Source organism: Nocardia sp. NPDC052316 (genome assembly GCF_044547795.1).
Lineage (GTDB): Bacteria > Actinomycetota > Actinomycetes > Mycobacteriales > Mycobacteriaceae > Nocardia.
This window is the reverse complement of the sequence record NZ_JBIUBB010000002.1, coordinates 267033-284715: the sequence shown is the minus strand read 5'-3', so window position 1 is coordinate 284715 and position 17683 is coordinate 267033. Positions and strand designations below refer to the sequence as shown.

Genomic DNA, 17683 nt, shown 5'->3' with positions numbered 1-17683 from the left:
CGAGTGCCGTATTGCGCTTGCAGATGTGCGCGCAAACGTGCGTGCATTCGACGGAAATGGTGTCCGGCGCGCCGCACCGGTGGGTACCGCTGCCCTAAGACCTCTCGATTCGGGACCAACGCCAGCAGTGCCGGGACGTGCCGCATTCCTAACCTACGGGTATCGAAAACGACGGATCCGCAGGCAGAGAGGCGCGAATTCAGATGTCTACCAACAGCATCAATCCCCCGATCCTGGTCGGCACCGACGGCTCGACCGCCGCTACCGAGGCGGTGCGCTGGGCCGCGCTCGACGCGGCCACGCACGGCGCGCCCTTGCATATCGTCTACGCCATCGGTGCGCCGATGGACTTCGGACCCGGGCTCGCCTTCGATCAGTTCGACTACGACACTTACCGAACGGCGGGGGCCGCCGCGGTCGCCGCCGCGACGGAAACCGCAAGGGCCGCAGCCGATCCCCTTCGGTCCATCGACATCACTACCGTGGTGGCCGAGGCCCCGCCGATTCCGGTGCTGTGCGACCGTTCCAAGGATGCGCGGCTGGTTGTCGTCGGCAGCCGCGGCCTCGGCGCGTTCCGTCGCGGGCTGCTCGGCTCGGTGAGTACCTCGGTGGCGCGGCACGCGCACTGCCCGGTCGCCGTCATCCCCGATGAACCCGCACCGCCCGCCCGCGGTCCCGTGGTGGTCGGCGTGGACGGCTCGCCCAGCAGTGCGCTCGCCCTCGACCTCGCCTTCGACGAGGCCGCGCGCCGTCGGGTGACGCTGACCGCCGTCCTCACCTGGTCCGAGTTCAACCGCTACATTCCCCGCCACGACATGCAGCAAGAAGCCGAGGAACTGCTCGCCGAAAGCCTGGCGGGCTATGCCGAGAAGTACCCCGACGTAGCGGTCCTGCGGTTGGTCGCCGAGGCCAGGCCCGCCAAGCGGCTGCTCGAGGCGGCCGAGGAAGCCCAACTGCTCGTCGTCGGCAGCCACGGCCGCGGTGGCTTCGCGGGCATGACCCTCGGATCGGTCAGCCAGGCGGTGCTGCACGGCGCCGACTGCCCCGTCATCATCGCCCGCCCCGCCCACTGATCCGGCACGGACGAGCCGACTACGCCGTCGGCACTGCGCTGGGCGACCCTCGACGAGGGTCAACCGGCGCAGCGCGCTACACCGAGCGGCACCTTCGGCATCGACAAGGGACCCGGCGGCGGCACCGTGCCGCGCTGGTCCGCACCGCTGCCCTGGTCCGCACCGCTGCCCTGGGACCGGCGACCACAGCACGAGACCGCTGGCAACCGCGAGGCCGCAGTCGGCATGGCCCCTGCCGAGGACTACCGTCCGGTCGGAAGTATCCGCTGCATGAACTCCACCCCGGCGTCGAATCCGGGGCCCATGATCCCCGCATGATCGGTGTCGAAGGTGCGGTACTCGTATTCTGTTCCGGCTATGGCGAATTCGTTCGCCAATGCCTGTGTCAGCATGGGCGGTACCGCGACGTCGCGGGTTCCGTGCCCGAGGAAGATCGGCTGCCGGTATCCGTCGGCCGGTATCGCGACGTAGTCGCCGATCGCGCGCCGGGCGGGCTCCTCGAACAGCGGACGCGCCAGCAACTCACCGAGCCCGTGCCCGCCGATGATCGCGGGCCACCGGTCCTGGCAGGCAGTTCTCATCTCGGTCAGCACCCGGGCACCGACGGGTGTCAGGTAGGGGGTCAGGTCGAAACTTGGGTCGGTGGCCCACATTCCGGCCAGAAAGGCAATGAGCAGCACCGACGCGCCCGCTATCGAATTGTCCAGCAGTGGCGACCGCGGAATGTAGGGTCCGGCGAGCGGAAACAGGTACTCGAGCTGCGACCCCGGCGCCAATGCCGCGGTGCCGCGGAAGTCGAGCTCGGGCGCGTACGTCGACGCCCGGCGGGCGGTGGCCAGCGCCGCGTGACCGCCCTGCGACACCCCGAACACCGCCCAGCTTTTCGCGACGGTATCGGTGAATTGCCGTGCGGCACGGACGATATCAATGGTGGCGGTCGCCTCGGTGCGCGCGTGCAGGTATGGGTGCACCTGCTCGGCCACCGGACTCATCCCCAGGTAGTCGGTGGAAACAACCGCGTAGCCAAGGGAATTGAGCCTGCGGAAGTACCGCACATCCACCGGCACGGTGGCCGAGACCGAGGCGCCACAGGTCGGACCGAGGCCCCCCGCCCCGTGATCGAAGGAGATAACCGGCCAGCCACCCACGGGGGCGGGTCCCTGCGGCAACATCAGCAGTCCACGCGCCAGCGCCGGGCGACCATCGGAACCTTCGGTGCGATAGGTGACGATGTGACCATCGCCCCACGCGGCCGGAAAAGGCTGCGTCGCAACCAATTCCCCCGGCTCTCCCTGGGCAACGGGCGTCGCGACAGACAGTAGACACGACGCGATTCCGACGACAAGGAACCACCGGATCGCGGTACGGATCATCGGGTTCCCACCCTGGCTAAACGCCCAAAATATTCGAAAATCATACTTTTCAATATTGCCAGCGGGTGCCGTCCGCGCAAGCCCCCAGACCGATGGTCGGCACTTCCGCCGAATGCGGTCTACCCCGTCAACGTTAGAGCACCGGACGGGCAGAGATCGACTGCCTCGCGAACCGCGGGCTCGTCAACGGCGGTGGGGTCGAGCACTTCGACGAGGCCGTTGACGCCGTGGATTGTCGAGCCGGGCGCAGGGTCAGTCGGTCGACGGGGCGGTCTCGTGCTTGGTGACGACCCAGGCCGGGCGCCCGTCGTACAGGGTCATCCGGCGCAGCGAGTCGTCGCCGTCCCGGAGCTGCTCGTGCTACACCAAGTCGGCGAACCTGCGGTCGCAGTAGACGGCCGGCGGTAGCTCGCTCGGCGCGGAAAGCTGTTCCACCGCACCGACCATGATCAGATGATCCCCGGCGGAGCGCCGGTCGTGGACGGTGCACTCCAGCGCGGCGACACAGTCGGCAACCACCAGCCCGCCGCGCGCGGTCGGCAGGAAACCGCCCGCCCCGAACTTGTCGCCGTTCTTGCCGGCGAACCGGCTCGCGAGCGCACCCTGGCTGGTAGCCAGGATGCTCACCGCGAACCGGTCGGCACGCGCGAAAACGGGGTAGCAGTTCGCATTCCGCGCCAGGCAGACGAGCACCAGCGGCGGCTGTGCGGAGACCGAACAGAACGAACTGGCCGTGAAGCCGACCGGCCGGGGCCCGTCGGTCGTGGTGACGATCGTGACGCCGCTCGGGTAGCGAGCCATCACCTCGCGGAAGAGCGCGGTCGTGTCGGTCGTGACAGGCATGAAGACGGCCGCCTACGCCGCGTCCGAGGCGGCCTCGTTGACGAGTGCGACGAACTCACCCGGCGTGCGCAGGTCGATGAGCCGATCGTCGGGCACACCGACGCCGAACTCCCGCTCGATCCGGGCCGCGGACTCCATCAGCGCCAGCGATTCGTAGCCGAGGTCTTCGAAAAGAGTGTCCGCGAAATCGGTGTCGGACACGGCCCGGTCCGGCTCGCCCGCACTGGCGATCAGGATGCGTCGCAGGTCCGCAATGGTCATTATCTTGCGCATGATGTCTCCTCTGAAGGTGAATGGTGTTCGGACACGGCGGGACGGGCGGGCCAGCCGCTCGCCTGCCGTACGACCACGGCCGAGTTGAAACCCCACTGGCCGCGGGCGAGTACTAGGGCGGTCGAGACCCGAGCCGGCCGCGGCACCTGCCGCACCAGATCGAGCAGGTAGTCGTCGGGCACGTCGTGCGTGCCCCACGTCGGCGGGAGCACGCCGTCCCGGATGGCGAGCAGCGCCGCGGCGATATCGAGCGGTCCACCGCCCGAATACAGCCGCCCGGTCAGGGTTTTCGGCGCGGTTACCGGCACCGCGCGCGGGCCGAAGATGTTGGCGATGGCCGTTGCCTCGGCCCGGTCGGCATCGGGCAGGGCTACCGCGTCGGCGAAGACGACGTCCACCTCGGCGGGCGTGACACCCGCGTCGGCGAGCGCCAGCTCGGCAGCGCGCTGCAGACCCGGCGGCCGCGGCGAACCCGGCGGCGGATCGAAAGTCGATGCGTACCCGGCGATCTCGCCGTACACGTGGTTCGCGCCACGAGCCATGGCCGCATCGGGATCCTCCAGCAGCAGGATGGCTCCGCCCTCCCCCGGCACGAAACCCTGTGCCGCGCAATCGAACGGCCGGTACGCGTGGTCCGGATCGGTGGCGTCGCTGAGGCGCCCGCCTGCGATCTGGGAAACCCAGCCCCAGGGATCGAGCGCCGAGTCGACGCCGCCGGTCACCACGAACGGCGTCCCGCGCCGGATGGTCCGCCGTGCGTGACCGATGGCGTCGAGTCCGCCCGCCTGCTCCGCGACCAGGGCACTGCTCGCGCCGCGCATACCGTTGCGGATCGAGATCTGCCCGGTATTGACCGCATAGAACCACGCGAACGACTCGTAGACGCTCACCGTCTGCGGACCCTGCGACCACAGTTTCTGGAACTCCCGGTGGGTGAATTCGAAACCGCCGCAGGCGTTCGCGGTGACCACGCCCATGTCGTAGTCGACCAGTTCGCCGGACTTCAGCTCGGCGTCCGCGAGCGCCCAGTCGGCCGCGACGAGCGCCAGCCGGGTCGAGATGTCGGTCTGCGGCAGCAACCGGTCGGGCAGGTGGTCCGCGGCGTCGAAACCGGTGATCTCGCCGGCCAGTTGCACCGGATAGCGCGTCACATCGAACCGGGACAGCCGATCGATCCCGCTGACGCCGCGCAATGTCGCGTCCCAGAACTGTTCGAGCCCAAGGCCGTTCGCCGCGACCACGCCGATCCCCGTCACCACGGGGTGGCCGGCGGTCATCGGCTCGTTCCGTCCGGGCGGCGCAGTACCATCGCGCTCTGGAATCCGCCGAACCCGCTGCCCACCGTGAGCACGGTCCGCACGTCGAGTTCGCGCGCGACGCGCGGCACGTAGTCGAGGTCGCACTCGGGGTCGGCCTCGTGCAGGTTCGCCGTCGGCGGCACCACCCCGTACTCGAGCGCCAGCGCGGACGCGGCGATCTCCACCGAACCGATCGCACCCAGCGAATGCCCGACCATCGACTTGATCGAGCTGACCGGCGTCCGGTAGGCGTGCTCGCCCAGCGCGCGCTTGACGGCCGCCGTCTCGTGCCGGTCGTTCTGCTTGGTGCCCGAGCCGTGCGCGTTGATGTAATCGATGGTGGTGCCGTCGATCCGCGCCTCGGCCAAGGCGGCACGAATGGCCTCGACCATCTCGCGGCCGTCGGTCTTCAGGCCGGTCATGTGGTAGGCGTTGCACCGGCTGGCGTACCCACTGATCTCGGCATAGATGTGCGCGCCGCGCCGCCGGGCGTGCTCGTACCGCTCCAGCACGAACATCGCCGCGCCCTCCGCGAGCACGAATCCATTGCGGGAGCGGTCGAATGGACGCGACGCGTGCTCGGGGTCGTCGTTGTTGGTCGTCGTCGCCTTGATCGCGTCGAAGCACGCCACGACGATCGGCGTGATCGGGGTGTCGGTGGCACCGGCGAGCATGACGTCGGCGCTGCCCTCGCGGATCACCTGGCAGGCGTGGCCCACCGAGTCCAGTCCGGAGGTGCACCCGTTGGAGACCAACGACACCGGACCCTCGGCCCCGACCGTCCAGGCCACCTCCGCCGGCATCACGCTGGGCGCCAGGTAGTCGAACATGTGCGGGGACAGCCACTCGTAGTCGACCAGCCAGTTCCGGCCGGAGTCGGACAGCACGAGATACTCGCGTTCCAGGCTGGTCGCCGCGGCGACCGCGCTGCCGAGGGTGACGCCGACCCGATGCGGGTCGATCGACTCGAAGTCCAGCCCGCTGGCCGCCACCGCGTCCCGCGCACAGACCGTCGCGAACTGGGTGGCCCGGTCCATCCGGCGGATCTCGCGCTGGCTCAAGCCTTCCCACACCGGGTCGAAATCCGCCTCGGCGGCGACCTGGGAGCGGTAGGGCGACGGGTCGAAGAACGAAATTCGCCGGGTAGCCGTACGACCTTCGGTCAGCAGGTTCCAGAATTCCTTGACGCCGTTGCCGCCAGGGGCGCGTACCCCTATTCCGGTAATCACCACGCGGGGGGTCATCGCACGGAACCAACGGGCTCGGTGATCATGGTCATCTTGCTCAACACGACCTCTCTCCAGGGTTGATGTCGGAAGTAATGCTGAGCGGCCCGACTCGAGTCCCGGTCGAGCACAGCTCGGTCGCGGCTCGGTGATACCGGCGACACCCGTGGCCGAGCGACGTATTCTCGGGCCTATGGCAGGCGGGGCTTGGGGAAATTCGGCAAGGGCCTTGGCGTCGGCGAACGAATTGATGCGTGCGCCACTGAGCGGAATTCTGGCCACGCTGTCGACCATTCTCCTGGAGCTGATCGACCATCGCGCGCTGATCATGCTCACCGGCGACTGCCCGAAATCGCCGCTGTGGGCGACGGGCGACGCCGAGCTCACCGAGTGCGTCAGCACGACCGAAATGTCGGCGCTGGCACGGGAAGTCGACGTCGGCACGCCGAGGTTCGGGCGCGCGGTGCTGGCCGGTGCGCCCCGCGACGTGCTCGCCTTTGCGGCGTCTCCGCCCAACTCCGCGGGCGCGTTGCTCGCGGTCGTCACCGACGGTGACGCCGAGCCGCCCGCGGCGACCACCGAAACGGTGCAGCAGCTCTGGGACCTGACCACGGCACGCATCCGCGACCTGATCCAGACCGTCGCCCCCGTCGAGTCCTCGGGGCTACTCGCGGGCGGCGATCGGGTCCGCGCGATCGCCGACCTCGCCGACGAGCACGCCGCCACCTTGTCCACGCTGCTGGCCGCCCTGCGGGCCCGGGATCTCGACGACGCGACGGCCCGCAGAACCGCCGTCGACATCGCGGTCTCCGCGATCATCCGGCACCGCTCGGTCGACGACGTCGACCGGGTCGCCGACATCCTCGGCGAGGAACGGGCCGACCGCGCCTACACCCGGCTGTCGGACATGCTCGGGATGCTCTCGCACTACGGCGGCGTCACCCTCGAATACTCGGCGTTCGACGGCGGCCAGCGCCACATTCCCTCGCACGTCACCGAGATCGCCAGGACGGTCGCGCGCGGCTGCGTGCTGTCCATGCTCGCGCAGGACGGGATCAGCCGGATCCGGGTGTGCTGGGACCTGGCCGACACCGAACTGCTGATGACGATCCGCGATGACGGGCCTGGCACGCTCACCGTCGAGTCGTTCACCCCGCACCGGGTCACCGATCGCGTCACCGTGCTCGGCGGGTCGCTCGAACTCGACGCGGTGCCCGGCTGGGGTGCCACCGTCTCCATCCGGCTGCCGCTGCTGGTCCGCGAGATACCGCGCTCCGACCTGCGCAGCACGTTGAATCCGCGCGAAGTCGACGTGCTGCGCCACCTCGTGCTCGGTCACCGCAACCGCGCGATCGCCGGCGACCTGCACATCAGCGAACACACGGTGAAGTTCCATGTGGCGCGGATCTTGAAGAAGCTCAACGCGGGCTCGCGCGGCGAGGCCGCGGCCATCGCCCGATCCCTCGGCTTTCCGACCGCGGCGTTGCCTAGATCATGACGGCCAGTCCGACAGCATCTCCGCGACGCTCGAGCCCTCCGGCACACCCTGATGCACGTCCCACTTCTCGGCGAGCAGTCCGTCCTCGATGCGCCAGATGTCGACCACGATCGCGACGGGGCCGTCCGGTTCGAGCTGCACCAGGCCGTGCGTCCACACATGGTCGTCCTCGGCCACCATCCGGCGGATCGTCAATGTGAACTCCGGAAACGGATCACCGACCTCCTTTCGGAAGGTGTCCACGGTGCGCTGCCTGCCCACTCCCACGCCAGGATGATGGTTGACGAAATCCGGTCTGAGCAGTTCGGCGGCGTGGTCGAAGTTCTTCTCGTTGTAGAACAGCCGGATGAAATCGCTGACCAGCCGCTTCTGCCGCGCCAGCGCGTCTTCCCCCACCACGGTCGTGCTGTTCGATTGCATGGCCCTCCCTTGCCGACGTTCGAACCTGTTCGCCCTCTCATCCTCACACGCACGCGCGGCCGGCAGTACTAGCCGGTCGAGTAGCCGAACCCGTACCTTCGAGCGATTGTCGGCCCGCCCGGCCCGGCGATAACCTCACCGCAAGGGGATGGATTTCTTTTCTGTGCCTTGGCGTCCGCGACCGATCGGCCGGACGCCGGATGTTTTATGCGAGCATTACGGGAGGGTGCTGTGCAGGAAATCATGTCGACCGCAACAGAATTCGGGCCGGTGATCATCACGCCCGACAGCAAACGCTATCCACAAATGGTCGTCGGATGGAACAGGCGATTCGTCGCCGCACCGGAATCGGTCTGGCTGGTCGGTAACACCGAACAGCTGGTGCGAGCAGTCCAGGAGGCGGTCGACTCCGGCAAACGAATATCCATTCGTGGCGGCGGCCATTCGTATGGCGATCTCGTTTACCACGCCGAGGCCGAGATCATTCTCGACATGTCACAGATGAACGCCATCTATTACGACCGGGACCGCTGCGCGTTCGCGATCGAGAGCGGCGCACTGCTCATGGAAATCTATGAAACGCTGTTCCGCGGTTGGGGTGTCACGCTGCCGGGCGGCGTATGTCCGTCGACCGGCATCGCCGGTCACGCGACCGGCGGCGGCCACGGGCTGCTGTCGCGCTTGCACGGCAATGTCAGTGATCTGATCGAGGCGGTCGAGATCGTCGTGGTCGACGCCGAAGGCTGTGCCAGGGCGGTTGTCGCGTGCCGCGACGACACGGGCGCGCTGAACGATCTCTGGTGGGCGTGTTCGGGGGGCGGCGGCGGCAGCTTCGGCGTGATCACCCGGTTCTGGTTCCGTTCGCGCGAGGCCTTCGGCGACGATCCGGAGATGCAACTGCCGCAGCCACCGACGGAAGTTCTCATCCACACGCAGTTCATTCCGTGGGCGGTCCTGGACGAGGAGAAGTTCGCGAACCTGATCCGTAACCACGGGCAATGGCATGTGGACAACAAGCATCCCGACTCCCCCGGCCGGGAGCTGGCGGGCATGATCTTCGTCGGGCATGTGTCCGGCGGCGGCATCGGGATGCTCACCCAGGTCGACGCGACCGTGCCCGGCGCGGAGAAGCTGCTCGACGACTACCTCGCCACCGTCACCGCGGGGACCGGCATCACGGGCCCGTTCCCCCGCCGCAGGCTGGGGTGGTGGGCGTCCACCGAGACGGTCGACACCAGCAACCCGACGGTGATGACCAACGCGACGTTGCGCAGCACGGTCAAGGCAGCCTACTTCCGGGAGAACTTCACCGACGAGCAGATCGCGGCGATCTACCGGAACATGACCCGCTCCGACTACCAGGCCCCGCCACCCGGCGCGGCGGTGCTGCAGCTCGGCGCGATCGCCGGCGGCAAGGTCAACTCGTTCGATCCGAAGGAAACGCCGGTGTTCCAACGGGACTCCGCCTTCTTCGCGTGGTTCCAGGCCTACTGGACCGAACCGGGCGACGACGACATGCACATCAACTGGGTTCGGGATATCTACGGTCAGACGTTCGCGTCGACGGGCGGATATCCGGTGCCCGGTGATCGCTACGAGGGCTGCCAGATCAACTCGCCGGATCCGGACATCTTCGATGACCGGTTCAACCAGTCCGGTGTCGCCTGGCCGACCTTCATGTTCGGTGACAACTACGACCGGCTGCAGCGAGCCAAGTGCACGTGGGACCCCAATGACGTGTTCCGGCATTCGTTCTCGATCCGCCTGCCCGACTAGAAGGCGCTGGTGTTCCGGCGGGTTTCGATCACAGGAGATCGTAATCCGCCGGATTCACCCGTTTGGTGCGGGCCCAGTACTCGCGGGCGGTGAACGGCCAGTTCACCGCCGAGCGGCCGTTCTCGTTGTACCAGCCGCCCACCGTCGTCCGCTGCCAGGCGCGATGGCGATTGCCGTTGTCGACCCGCGCGTTGTAGGCGTCGTGCACGTCCTTGCGTACCGTCAGCGCGCGTTTCCCGTTCGCCAGGAGCAGCCGGATCGCGTCGAGGATGTAGGTCGTGCCGCATTCGGAGAAGTACACGATGCTGCCGCCCTGACCGACCAGGTTGGTGTTCGGTCCGTACAGGCAGAACAGGTTCGGGAACTGCGGCACGGTGATGCCGAGATAGGCCCGCGCCTGGCCGTTCCACATCTCGTGCAGGTCGACCCCGCTCTGGCCGGCGACCCGCATCGGCAGCAGGAACTCCGAGGCGCGGAAACCGGTGGCGTAGATGATGACGTCGGCTTCGAACTCGGTTCCGTTCGCGACCACGCCGGTGGGGGTGATCCGCTCGATCGGGTCGCAGACGAGCCGGACATCGGGGCGCTTCAACGTCGCCAGCCAGCGGCCGTTGTCGCGCAGCACTCTTTTGGCGCCGACCGGATACCTAGGGATCACCTTGTCCACGAGCTCGGGCGCATCGTCGAGCTGAGCCCGCATCGCCTGCCACAACGACGCCCGCAACTCCTCGTTGCGCGCGGACACCGCGCGCTCATTCGGCGGATAGTCTTCGTCGACGATCCAGCCCTCCAGGATCCCCCGCAGCCCCGGCGCGAACAGCCAGAAGCGGTACCACTGCAGGTAGTACGGCACCTGCGCGAAGAGCCACTGCGCGCCTTCGGACAGCGTGTCGTGATAGTGCGGGGTCGGCCGCAGCCACGGCGGGTTGCGCTGGAACACAGTAATTTCCGCGGGTGTACCGGCGAGGGCGGGCACGAGCTGATAGGCGCTCGCCCCGGTGCCGATCACGGCGACCCGCGCGCCGGTGAGGTCCACCGAGTGGTCCCAGTCCGCCGAATGGAAGGCGGCGCCGGTGAATTCGTCGCGGCCCGGGATGTCCGGCAGGCGCGGGCGGTTCAGCTGCCCGACGGCGCAGATCACCGCGTTGTGCCGGACGGAATCGTCGCCGTCGGGGCCTCGGGTGGTCAGCTGCCAGACCATTTCCCGGTCGTCCCAGGCCATCTCGCGAACCTCGGTAGCGAACCGGATGCGTTCGGTGAGGCCGTGTTCCCGGGCGAAGGTGCGCAGGTAGTCGAGCACCACGTCGCGCGTGCAGAAGTGTTCGGGCCAATCGGGTTTGGGCGCGAAGGAATAGTTGTACAGGTGGCTGGCCACGTCGGTGCGGCAGCCGGGGTAGGAGTTCTCGAACCAGGTGCCGCCGACCTCCGAATTCTTCTCGTAGATCACGCAATCGACGCCGGCCTGGGCGAGCCGGTACGCCGCGAGCAATCCGCTGAAACCCGCGCCGACGATCGCCACGCTGAACGGGCCCGTACCCGCGCCCGCGGCCCAGCGCGGCGCCTTCGGGTCGTGCTCGGGTAACGCGATCTCCTCGGTGAGCAGTCCGATGAGGTCCGAGGTGTCCGAACCCATGGCCCAGGTGGTGATCGCCCGCAGCAGCGCCGAGTCGGGCGGCGCCGCGGGTAGGCCCTCGTCGCGCAGCCGCCGTAACGCCGCGAAGGCGAGCTGTCTGGCCTGCGCCTGCTTGGCGTCGGTCAGGCCGCCCTGCGGCGCGAACAGCCAGCCCGGTGCGCGCAGGTCCTCGCGCAGCACGGACAGATCGCCGGTGAGGTGGGCAACGGTCATCAGCATCGCTGGAAGTTCCGCATGGTCGAGAAACGCACGCAACTCGTCGTCGGCCGCGGTGATCGCCGGATTCATGACGCTCAGCGTCGCGTGGCCCGCTCGGATTCCGGTCGAATCCGGCTGGTGCCGAGTGCCCCAGCGCGGATCGAGCGGATCTCGACTCGCCGCTGCGACCGTGGTCTCCGTGGTACCGGTCGCCCTCGGGGCGGTCGGCCGAAACGGGACTACCCCACCGAACTGCCCCTGAGCCGAGGAGAATTCATGTCAGAGTCCGAGAACAGCTCGACCTTGTTGCTGTCGGCGGCGCACGACGTCGCGGCCGTGGCGGCCGCCGAAGCCACGACCGCGGAGGCGAATCGGCGCTTGGCTCCCGATGTGGTGAAATCCTTTGTCGTCGCGGGCTTTCCGCGCCACTTCGTGCCCGCCGAGTGTGGCGGCACGATGGGCACCTTCGCCGAGCTCGGCCAGGCGGTCGCCACGCTGGGCACCGGCTGCACCGCGACCGCGTGGTGCGCCTCGCTGGCCGCGCACACCTCGCGGATGGCGGCGCACCTGCCCACCGCGGGTTACCGGGAGATCTGGGCCGACGGACCGGATGCCCTCCTGGTGGCGGCATTGTCGCCCTCGGGCACCGCCGAGCCCGTCCCCGGCGGCTATCGACTGTCGGGCACCTGGCCGTTCGTGAGCGCGATCGACTACGCCGATTGGGGCATGCTCACGGCGCTGGTGCCGGGCGACGGCGAGCCGGAGCCAAGGGTGCTCGCGGTGCCCCGCGCCGCGATGCGGACGGTGGACACCTGGCGCAACATGGGGATGGCGGCGACCGGCAGCAATATGGTGATCGTCGAGGACGTCTTCGTCCCCGAGGCGCGCACCATCGCGCGCGCCGACCTGTTCGCCGGGCGTGCGAAAGACTCTGCCGCGCCGTGTCATTCGGTCCCGATGCAGGCCACCACCATGATGTTCGCCGACCCCGTGCTCGGCGCGGCGAAGGGTGCGCTGCGGGGCTGGCTCGACCACGTCACCCCGAAGATCCGCGCCGCAGCGAACCAGCCGAGGCAGGCCCTGCCCGGCATGCCGACGTTCAACCGCACCTCCCACGACGTCACGCTGGCCCGCGCGGGCACCGAGATCGAGGCGGCCGAACTGCTGCTCGGCCGCGCCGCGGCGACCGCCGACGCCCCACCGATCACGCCGTACGAGACCATGCGGAACTGGCGCGACGTCGCGGTGGCGACCGACATGCTCGTCGGGGTCGCCAACCGGCTGCTGCGCGCGGTCGGCACCAGCGGCCAGGCCACGGGCCACCCCGTGCAGCGCTTCTGGCGCGACATCAACTCGGTGGCCGGGCATCAGGCGTTGCAGGTCGAGTCGGCCGCAATCGCCTTCTCCCATCAGGTGATCGACGACCGTGAGGAATCACGATGACCGAAACCGTCATGAACCCGCCGGTCGCCGAGCGCGATCCGGCGCCCGACGTCGAGTGGGTGCTGTGCCGCGCCTGCAAGACACCGATCTACGGCAGGCGGTTGCGCCGCAATCTGCACGTGTGCCCGGAGTGTGCCGCGCATCTCCCGGTCACCGCCCGTGCACGGCTGACGCAGCTGGCCGACGAGGGCCGATTCACGGTGCTGCCGTTCGAGATGACCAATACCGATCCGCTCGGCTTCGTCGACACGATGCCCTACTGGCAGCGGCTGTCTCGCGCCCAGGCGCAGACCGGCATGGCGGAGGCCGTGCTCTGCGCGCGCCTGACCATCGACGACCAACCGGTGATCGCGGCGGTGATGGACTTCCGGTTTCTCGGCGGCAGCCTCGGCACCGCCGTCGGCGAGTTGATCACCCTGGCGATCGAGACCGCGCTGGCCGAACGCGTTCCGCTGCTGCTGGTCACCTCCTCGGGCGGCGCGCGGATGCAGGAGGGCGCACTGTCACTGATGCAGATGGCCAAGACGAGTGCGGCCCTGAGCGACCTCGACCGGGCGGGCGGGCTGTGCGTCTCGTTGATCGCGGATCCGACATTCGGCGGCGTAGCGGCTTCGTTCGCGACCCTCGGGGACGTCATCATCGCCGAACCAGGTGCCCGCCTCGGCTTCGCCGGACGGCGGGTGATCGAGCAGACCATCCGCCAACAGCTCCCTGCGGACTTCCAGACCGCCGAGTTCCTGCTCGAGCGTGGCTTCATCGACATGATCGTGCCCAGGGCACAGTTGCGCGCCGAGTTGGGAAACCTGTTGCGGCTGAACGGCTCCGGTGATAGACCCCAACGCACTGCCCGGCCCGCCGATCCCTCGTCCGCGATAGTGACCGACCCGGATCAGCTGCCGCACGCCTACCCGTGGGACCAGGTACGCAAGGCACGCTCACTCGATCGACCTACCGGGCTGGACTATCTCGGGTACGCCTTCGAAGATTTCCGTGAGCTGCACGGCGACCGGATCTCCGGCGAGTGCCCGGCCTTGATCGGCGCAACGGCACGCCTGGACGGGTTGCCGGTCATGGTGCTGGCCACCCAGAAAGGTCACACGCCAACGGAATTGGCCGAGCGGAACTTCGGCATGGCCTCGCCCGCCGGCTATCGCAAGGCGGCACGGCTGATGCGCATGGCCGACAAACTCGGCGTGCCGATCGTGACGCTCATCGATACACCCGGTGCGTACCCCGGCGCGGACGCCGAGGAGCGCGGCCAAGCGGTGGCCATCGCGGAGAACCTGCGGCTGATGGCCACCCTGTCGGTGCCGGTGGTGGCCGTCATCATCGGCGAGGGCGGCAGCGGCGGCGCGTTGGCACTGGCGGTCGCGAACCGCGTGCTGATGTTCTCCGACGCCGTGTACTCGGTGATCAGTCCCGAGGGTTGCGCGGCCATCGTGTGGAAGGACGACACGGCCGTGACCGCGGCGGCACAGGCATTGCGCCTCAACGCCAGGGAACTGCTGCGGCTCGGCGTGGTCGACGGAGTGTTGCCGGAGCCGGACGGCGGTGTCGGCGCGGACCCACTCCGGGCCGCCGCGACACTCCGGTCCGCATTGCTCGCCGCGCTGCACGAATTGGACGGACTGGCACCGACACAGCTGCGGCTGGCTCGACGGGCCCGCTTCCGCGGCTTCGGCGCCTCGGTCGCGGTGGAGACCGAGCTGGCCGACATCGAAGACTGGGCCAGGCGGAGGTAGGAAAATGTTCAGCAAGGTACTGATCGCCAATCGCGGGGAGATCGCGGTGCGGGTCGCCAGGGCCTGCCGCGAGCTCGGCATCGCCACGGTCGCGGTGCATTCGACCGCGGACCGGGAATCATCGGTGGTCCGGCTCGCCGACGAGGCGGTCCAGATCGGTCCCGCTCCCCCGGGCCGCAGCTATCTCAACGCCGCCGCCGTGCTGCAGGCGGCCGAGCAGACCGGCGCCGACGCGATCCATCCCGGCTACGGATTCCTGTCCGAGTCGGCCGATTTCGCCGAGGCCTGCGAGTCGCTCGGCATCACCCTGATCGGCCCGCCCGCGTCGGTGATGGACAAGCTCGGCGACAAGTCGTCCGCACGGGCACTGATGACGGACGTGGGAATTCCATTGCTGCCGGGCAGTATCGAGCCGCTGGATCACGCGTCGGCCCGGCAGTTGGCCACGCGCATCGGGTTTCCCGTGATCATCAAGGCGTCCGCCGGGGGTGGCGGACGCGGAATGACCGTGGTGGAACACGGCGAGCACTTCGACGAGGCCTTCCATCGCACGCAGGCGGTCGCCCAGGCCTTGTTCGGGGACGGCCGCGTCTACGTCGAGCGGTACCTGCCGCAGACCCGGCACGTGGAGGTACAGGTGCTCTGCGACAGCTACGGCAACGGCGTGTACCTCGGCGAGCGCGACTGCACCGTGCAGCGCAGACACCAGAAGCTCATCGAGGAGAGCCCGGCGCCCGAGCTGCCGACCGGGTTGGCAGAGCGGATGGGCCGCGCGGCGGTGGACGGGGCGCTGGCCGCGGGCTATGTCGGCGCGGGCACCTTCGAATTCCTGCTCGCACCCGACGGCAACTACTACTTCATGGAGGTGAACTGCCGGATTCAGGTGGAGCATCCGGTCACCGAGATGGTGACCGGCATCGATCTGGTCGCCGCCCAGCTCGACATCGCCTCGGGTGGCGTGCTCGGCCTGTCCCAGGCCGATGTGGTACCCACCGGCTGCGCCATCGAATGCCGGATCAACGCCGAGGATCCCGCGCACGGCTTCGCCCCCGCGCCCGGCGCCATCACCGAATTCGTGCCGCCCGGTGGGCCTTTCGTGCGGGTCGATACCCATGTCTACCCGGGGTATGTGGTGCCGGCCAGCTACGACTCCCTGCTCGCCAAGTTGATCGTGTGGGCACCACACCGAGACAGCGCGATCGCCCGAATGCGTTGCGCGCTGGACGAATTCCGGATGTCGGGCCCACAGCTGCGCACCACCGCACCGTTCCTCGCCGAGGTGCTCGACCACGAGCGCTTCCGGTCGGCCACGCACACCACCGCGCTGGTCGATGAAATCCTGATGACGTCGTCCTCGGTCGGCGGGTGAGCGGGATGCGCGCGGACGACCTCATCGGCACCTGGTGGCTGGAGGCCTATCGCAGTATCGGCGACGACGGCGGCGTGCACGAGGGGCCGCTCGGCGCCGACCCGCGCGGCCTGCTCTTCTACGCACCCGACGGTCATATGTCGGTGTCCATGATGCGCTCGCCGGGGACCGGCGCAGGCTTCATGGGGTACGCGGGCACCTGGGAGCTGTCCGGCAGGCAAGTGAGCCACCGGGTGCTGGTCAGCTCGCACGACTACCTGGTCGGGACCGTGCAGCACCGCGACGCCGAGCTGGCCGATGATCGGCTGACTCTGCACGCGGTGGCGCCCGCGGCGTCCGGCCGGACCGGGCGACGCCTGTTGTGCTGGCGACGGATGACGGGAGTGGGCCGGTGACTTACGATTTCGACCCTGAGCTGGCACCGTCGGTGCCGCAGCTGAAACCGCTCGACTACTCGGATCCGGTGGCCGCCCGCGCCGCACTGCGCGCGGTGATGGCTCGCCAGCCCGGCTACGAGGCCGGGTCGCGGGTGGCGATCGTGGACCGGCCGATACCGGGCCCGCCCGGCGCAGGCCCGGTGACCGTGCGGATCTATCGTCCGGTCGACCGGCCGGAACCCCTGCCCGCCCTGATATTTCCGCACTGGGGTGGCTTCGTGACCGGCGATCTGGATACCGCGCAGACCTTCGCGTCCCGGATCGCCGATCAGGTCGGCGCGGTCGTGGTGTCCCCCGAGTACCGGCTCGCGCCGGAGCATCCGTTCCCGGCGGGCCTGCACGACTGTTACGCCGCCCTGGCATGGACCGCGGAGCAGGCAGCGGAACTGGGGGTGGAACCGCACCGGATCGGGGTCGGCGGTTTCAGTGCGGGCGGCGGGCTGGCCGCGGGGGTCGCGCTGCTCGCGCGAGACCGGCACGGTCCCCGAATCGCGTTCCTGTACCTGCTGTTTCCCCAGCTCGACGACCGGCTCGCCACCGTCTCCGCGCGGTCCTTCGTGGACACCCCGATGCTCGACCGCACCGCACTGACCCTGTGCTGGCGGCACTACCTCGGCGACGGTCCGCCGTCGGAGTACGCGGCGCCGGCCCGGGCCGTTGACCTTTCGGGGTTGCCGCCCACGTTCGTCGGAGTCTGCGAGTACGACCCGCTGCGCGATGAGGGAATTTCCTTCGCGCACCGCTTGATTCAGGCAGGCACGAAGACCGAGATCGTGCATTACCTCGGCACTTTCCACGCCTCGATCGGACTGGCGCACGCAGCCGTGTCGCAACGCATGATACGCGACCAGATCGCCGCATTACGGCACGGTTTGCGTTGCCGAATCAGATAAATAGGACATGCGCCTTTCGGACGATAGGTATTATGTAACCGAACCGAAATGTGAAACTCGGGCTATCGTTGAGCACCGATAGGTGCCGACCACAGAAGTCAGGGCTTGGGGCGTCGAGAATAGCCGCGATAGCATTCGAGCGACACGATTCGGGTTGAAACGAGCGATAAATCCTCGTCGACTCGGTG

Annotated in this window: 15 protein-coding genes; 8 read left to right on the top strand and 7 right to left on the bottom strand. The window is 68.6% G+C overall.

Annotated elements, in window-relative coordinates:
- Positions 1–203: 203 nt before the first annotated feature.
- The gene (locus tag ACIHA7_RS08300; RefSeq protein ID WP_397287012.1) at positions 204–1073 is read left to right on the top strand and encodes a universal stress protein; all 870 of its coding nucleotides are present in this window, start codon (positions 204–206) and stop codon (positions 1071–1073) included.
- A 242-nt stretch (positions 1074–1315) separates the two neighbouring features.
- On the opposite strand, the gene ACIHA7_RS08295 is transcribed toward ACIHA7_RS08300, so the two are convergent.
- The 5 genes from ACIHA7_RS08295 to ACIHA7_RS08275 form a co-directional block, all read right to left on the bottom strand.
- Positions 1316–2350, bottom strand: a complete 1035-nt coding sequence (locus tag ACIHA7_RS08295) for a lipase family protein (RefSeq protein WP_397287010.1) — start codon at positions 2348–2350, stop codon at positions 1316–1318.
- Positions 2351–2806: 456 nt separating this feature from the next.
- A complete protein-coding gene (locus ACIHA7_RS08290) occupies positions 2807–3289 on the bottom strand; it encodes a flavin reductase family protein (protein ID WP_397287008.1) in 483 nt (160 codons plus the stop codon).
- Positions 3290–3301: 12 nt separating this feature from the next.
- The gene (locus ACIHA7_RS08285; protein ID WP_397287006.1) at positions 3302–3562 is read right to left on the bottom strand and encodes an acyl carrier protein; all 261 of its coding nucleotides are present in this window, start codon (positions 3560–3562) and stop codon (positions 3302–3304) included.
- Positions 3550–4839, bottom strand: coding sequence for a ketosynthase chain-length factor (locus tag ACIHA7_RS08280; protein WP_397287003.1), 1290 nt, complete (start codon positions 4837–4839; stop codon positions 3550–3552). Before ACIHA7_RS08280 ends, ACIHA7_RS08285 begins: the two co-directional genes overlap by 13 nt.
- Positions 4836–6104, bottom strand: a complete 1269-nt coding sequence (locus tag ACIHA7_RS08275; RefSeq protein WP_397287001.1) for a beta-ketoacyl-[acyl-carrier-protein] synthase family protein — start codon at positions 6102–6104, stop codon at positions 4836–4838. Before ACIHA7_RS08275 ends, ACIHA7_RS08280 begins: the two co-directional genes overlap by 4 nt.
- A gap of 175 nt (positions 6105–6279) precedes the next feature.
- On the opposite strand from ACIHA7_RS08275, the gene ACIHA7_RS08270 reads away from it, so the two are divergent.
- A complete protein-coding gene (locus ACIHA7_RS08270) occupies positions 6280–7584 on the top strand; it encodes a LuxR C-terminal-related transcriptional regulator (RefSeq protein ID WP_397286999.1) in 1305 nt (434 codons plus the stop codon).
- Here the strand turns inward: ACIHA7_RS08270 and ACIHA7_RS08265 are convergent.
- Positions 7579–8004 (bottom strand): nuclear transport factor 2 family protein, encoded by a 426-nt coding sequence (locus ACIHA7_RS08265; RefSeq protein WP_397286996.1) that lies wholly within the window; start codon positions 8002–8004, stop codon positions 7579–7581. The two genes, ACIHA7_RS08270 and ACIHA7_RS08265, sit on opposite strands and share 6 nt — an antisense overlap.
- Positions 8005–8247: 243 nt before the next feature.
- On the opposite strand from ACIHA7_RS08265, the gene ACIHA7_RS08260 reads away from it, so the two are divergent.
- Entirely contained in the window at positions 8248–9780 is a 1533-nt protein-coding gene (locus ACIHA7_RS08260) for an FAD-dependent oxidoreductase (RefSeq protein ID WP_397286994.1), read from the top strand.
- A gap of 28 nt (positions 9781–9808) precedes the next feature.
- Here ACIHA7_RS08260 and ACIHA7_RS08255 read toward each other — a convergent pair whose 3' ends face one another.
- Entirely contained in the window at positions 9809–11701 is a 1893-nt protein-coding gene (locus ACIHA7_RS08255) for an FAD-dependent oxidoreductase (protein WP_397286992.1), read from the bottom strand.
- Positions 11702–11887: 186 nt separating this feature from the next.
- Between ACIHA7_RS08255 and ACIHA7_RS08250 the strand changes: the two genes are divergently transcribed.
- Genes ACIHA7_RS08250 through ACIHA7_RS08230 form a run of 5 tightly spaced genes read left to right on the top strand, consistent with a single transcriptional unit; the run spans position 11888 to position 17495 of the window.
- A complete protein-coding gene (locus tag ACIHA7_RS08250) occupies positions 11888–13054 on the top strand; it encodes an acyl-CoA dehydrogenase family protein (protein WP_397286990.1) in 1167 nt (388 codons plus the stop codon).
- Positions 13051–14796 (top strand): acetyl-CoA carboxylase, carboxyltransferase subunit beta, encoded by a 1746-nt coding sequence (accD, locus tag ACIHA7_RS08245; RefSeq protein ID WP_397286988.1) that lies wholly within the window; start codon positions 13051–13053, stop codon positions 14794–14796. Before ACIHA7_RS08250 ends, accD begins: the two co-directional genes overlap by 4 nt.
- 4 nt (positions 14797–14800) lie before the next feature.
- Positions 14801–16165, top strand: coding sequence for an acetyl/propionyl/methylcrotonyl-CoA carboxylase subunit alpha (locus ACIHA7_RS08240; RefSeq protein WP_397286986.1), 1365 nt, complete (start codon positions 14801–14803; stop codon positions 16163–16165).
- Positions 16166–16170: 5 nt separating this feature from the next.
- Positions 16171–16560 carry a lipocalin-like domain-containing protein gene (locus ACIHA7_RS08235; RefSeq protein WP_397286984.1) on the top strand — a complete coding sequence of 130 codons (390 nt, stop codon included), beginning with the start codon at positions 16171–16173 and terminating at the stop codon, positions 16558–16560.
- On the top strand, positions 16557–17495 hold the full coding sequence (locus ACIHA7_RS08230) for an alpha/beta hydrolase (protein WP_397286982.1): 939 nt from the start codon (positions 16557–16559) through the stop codon (positions 17493–17495). Before ACIHA7_RS08235 ends, ACIHA7_RS08230 begins: the two co-directional genes overlap by 4 nt.
- Positions 17496–17683: the final 188 nt, after the last annotated feature.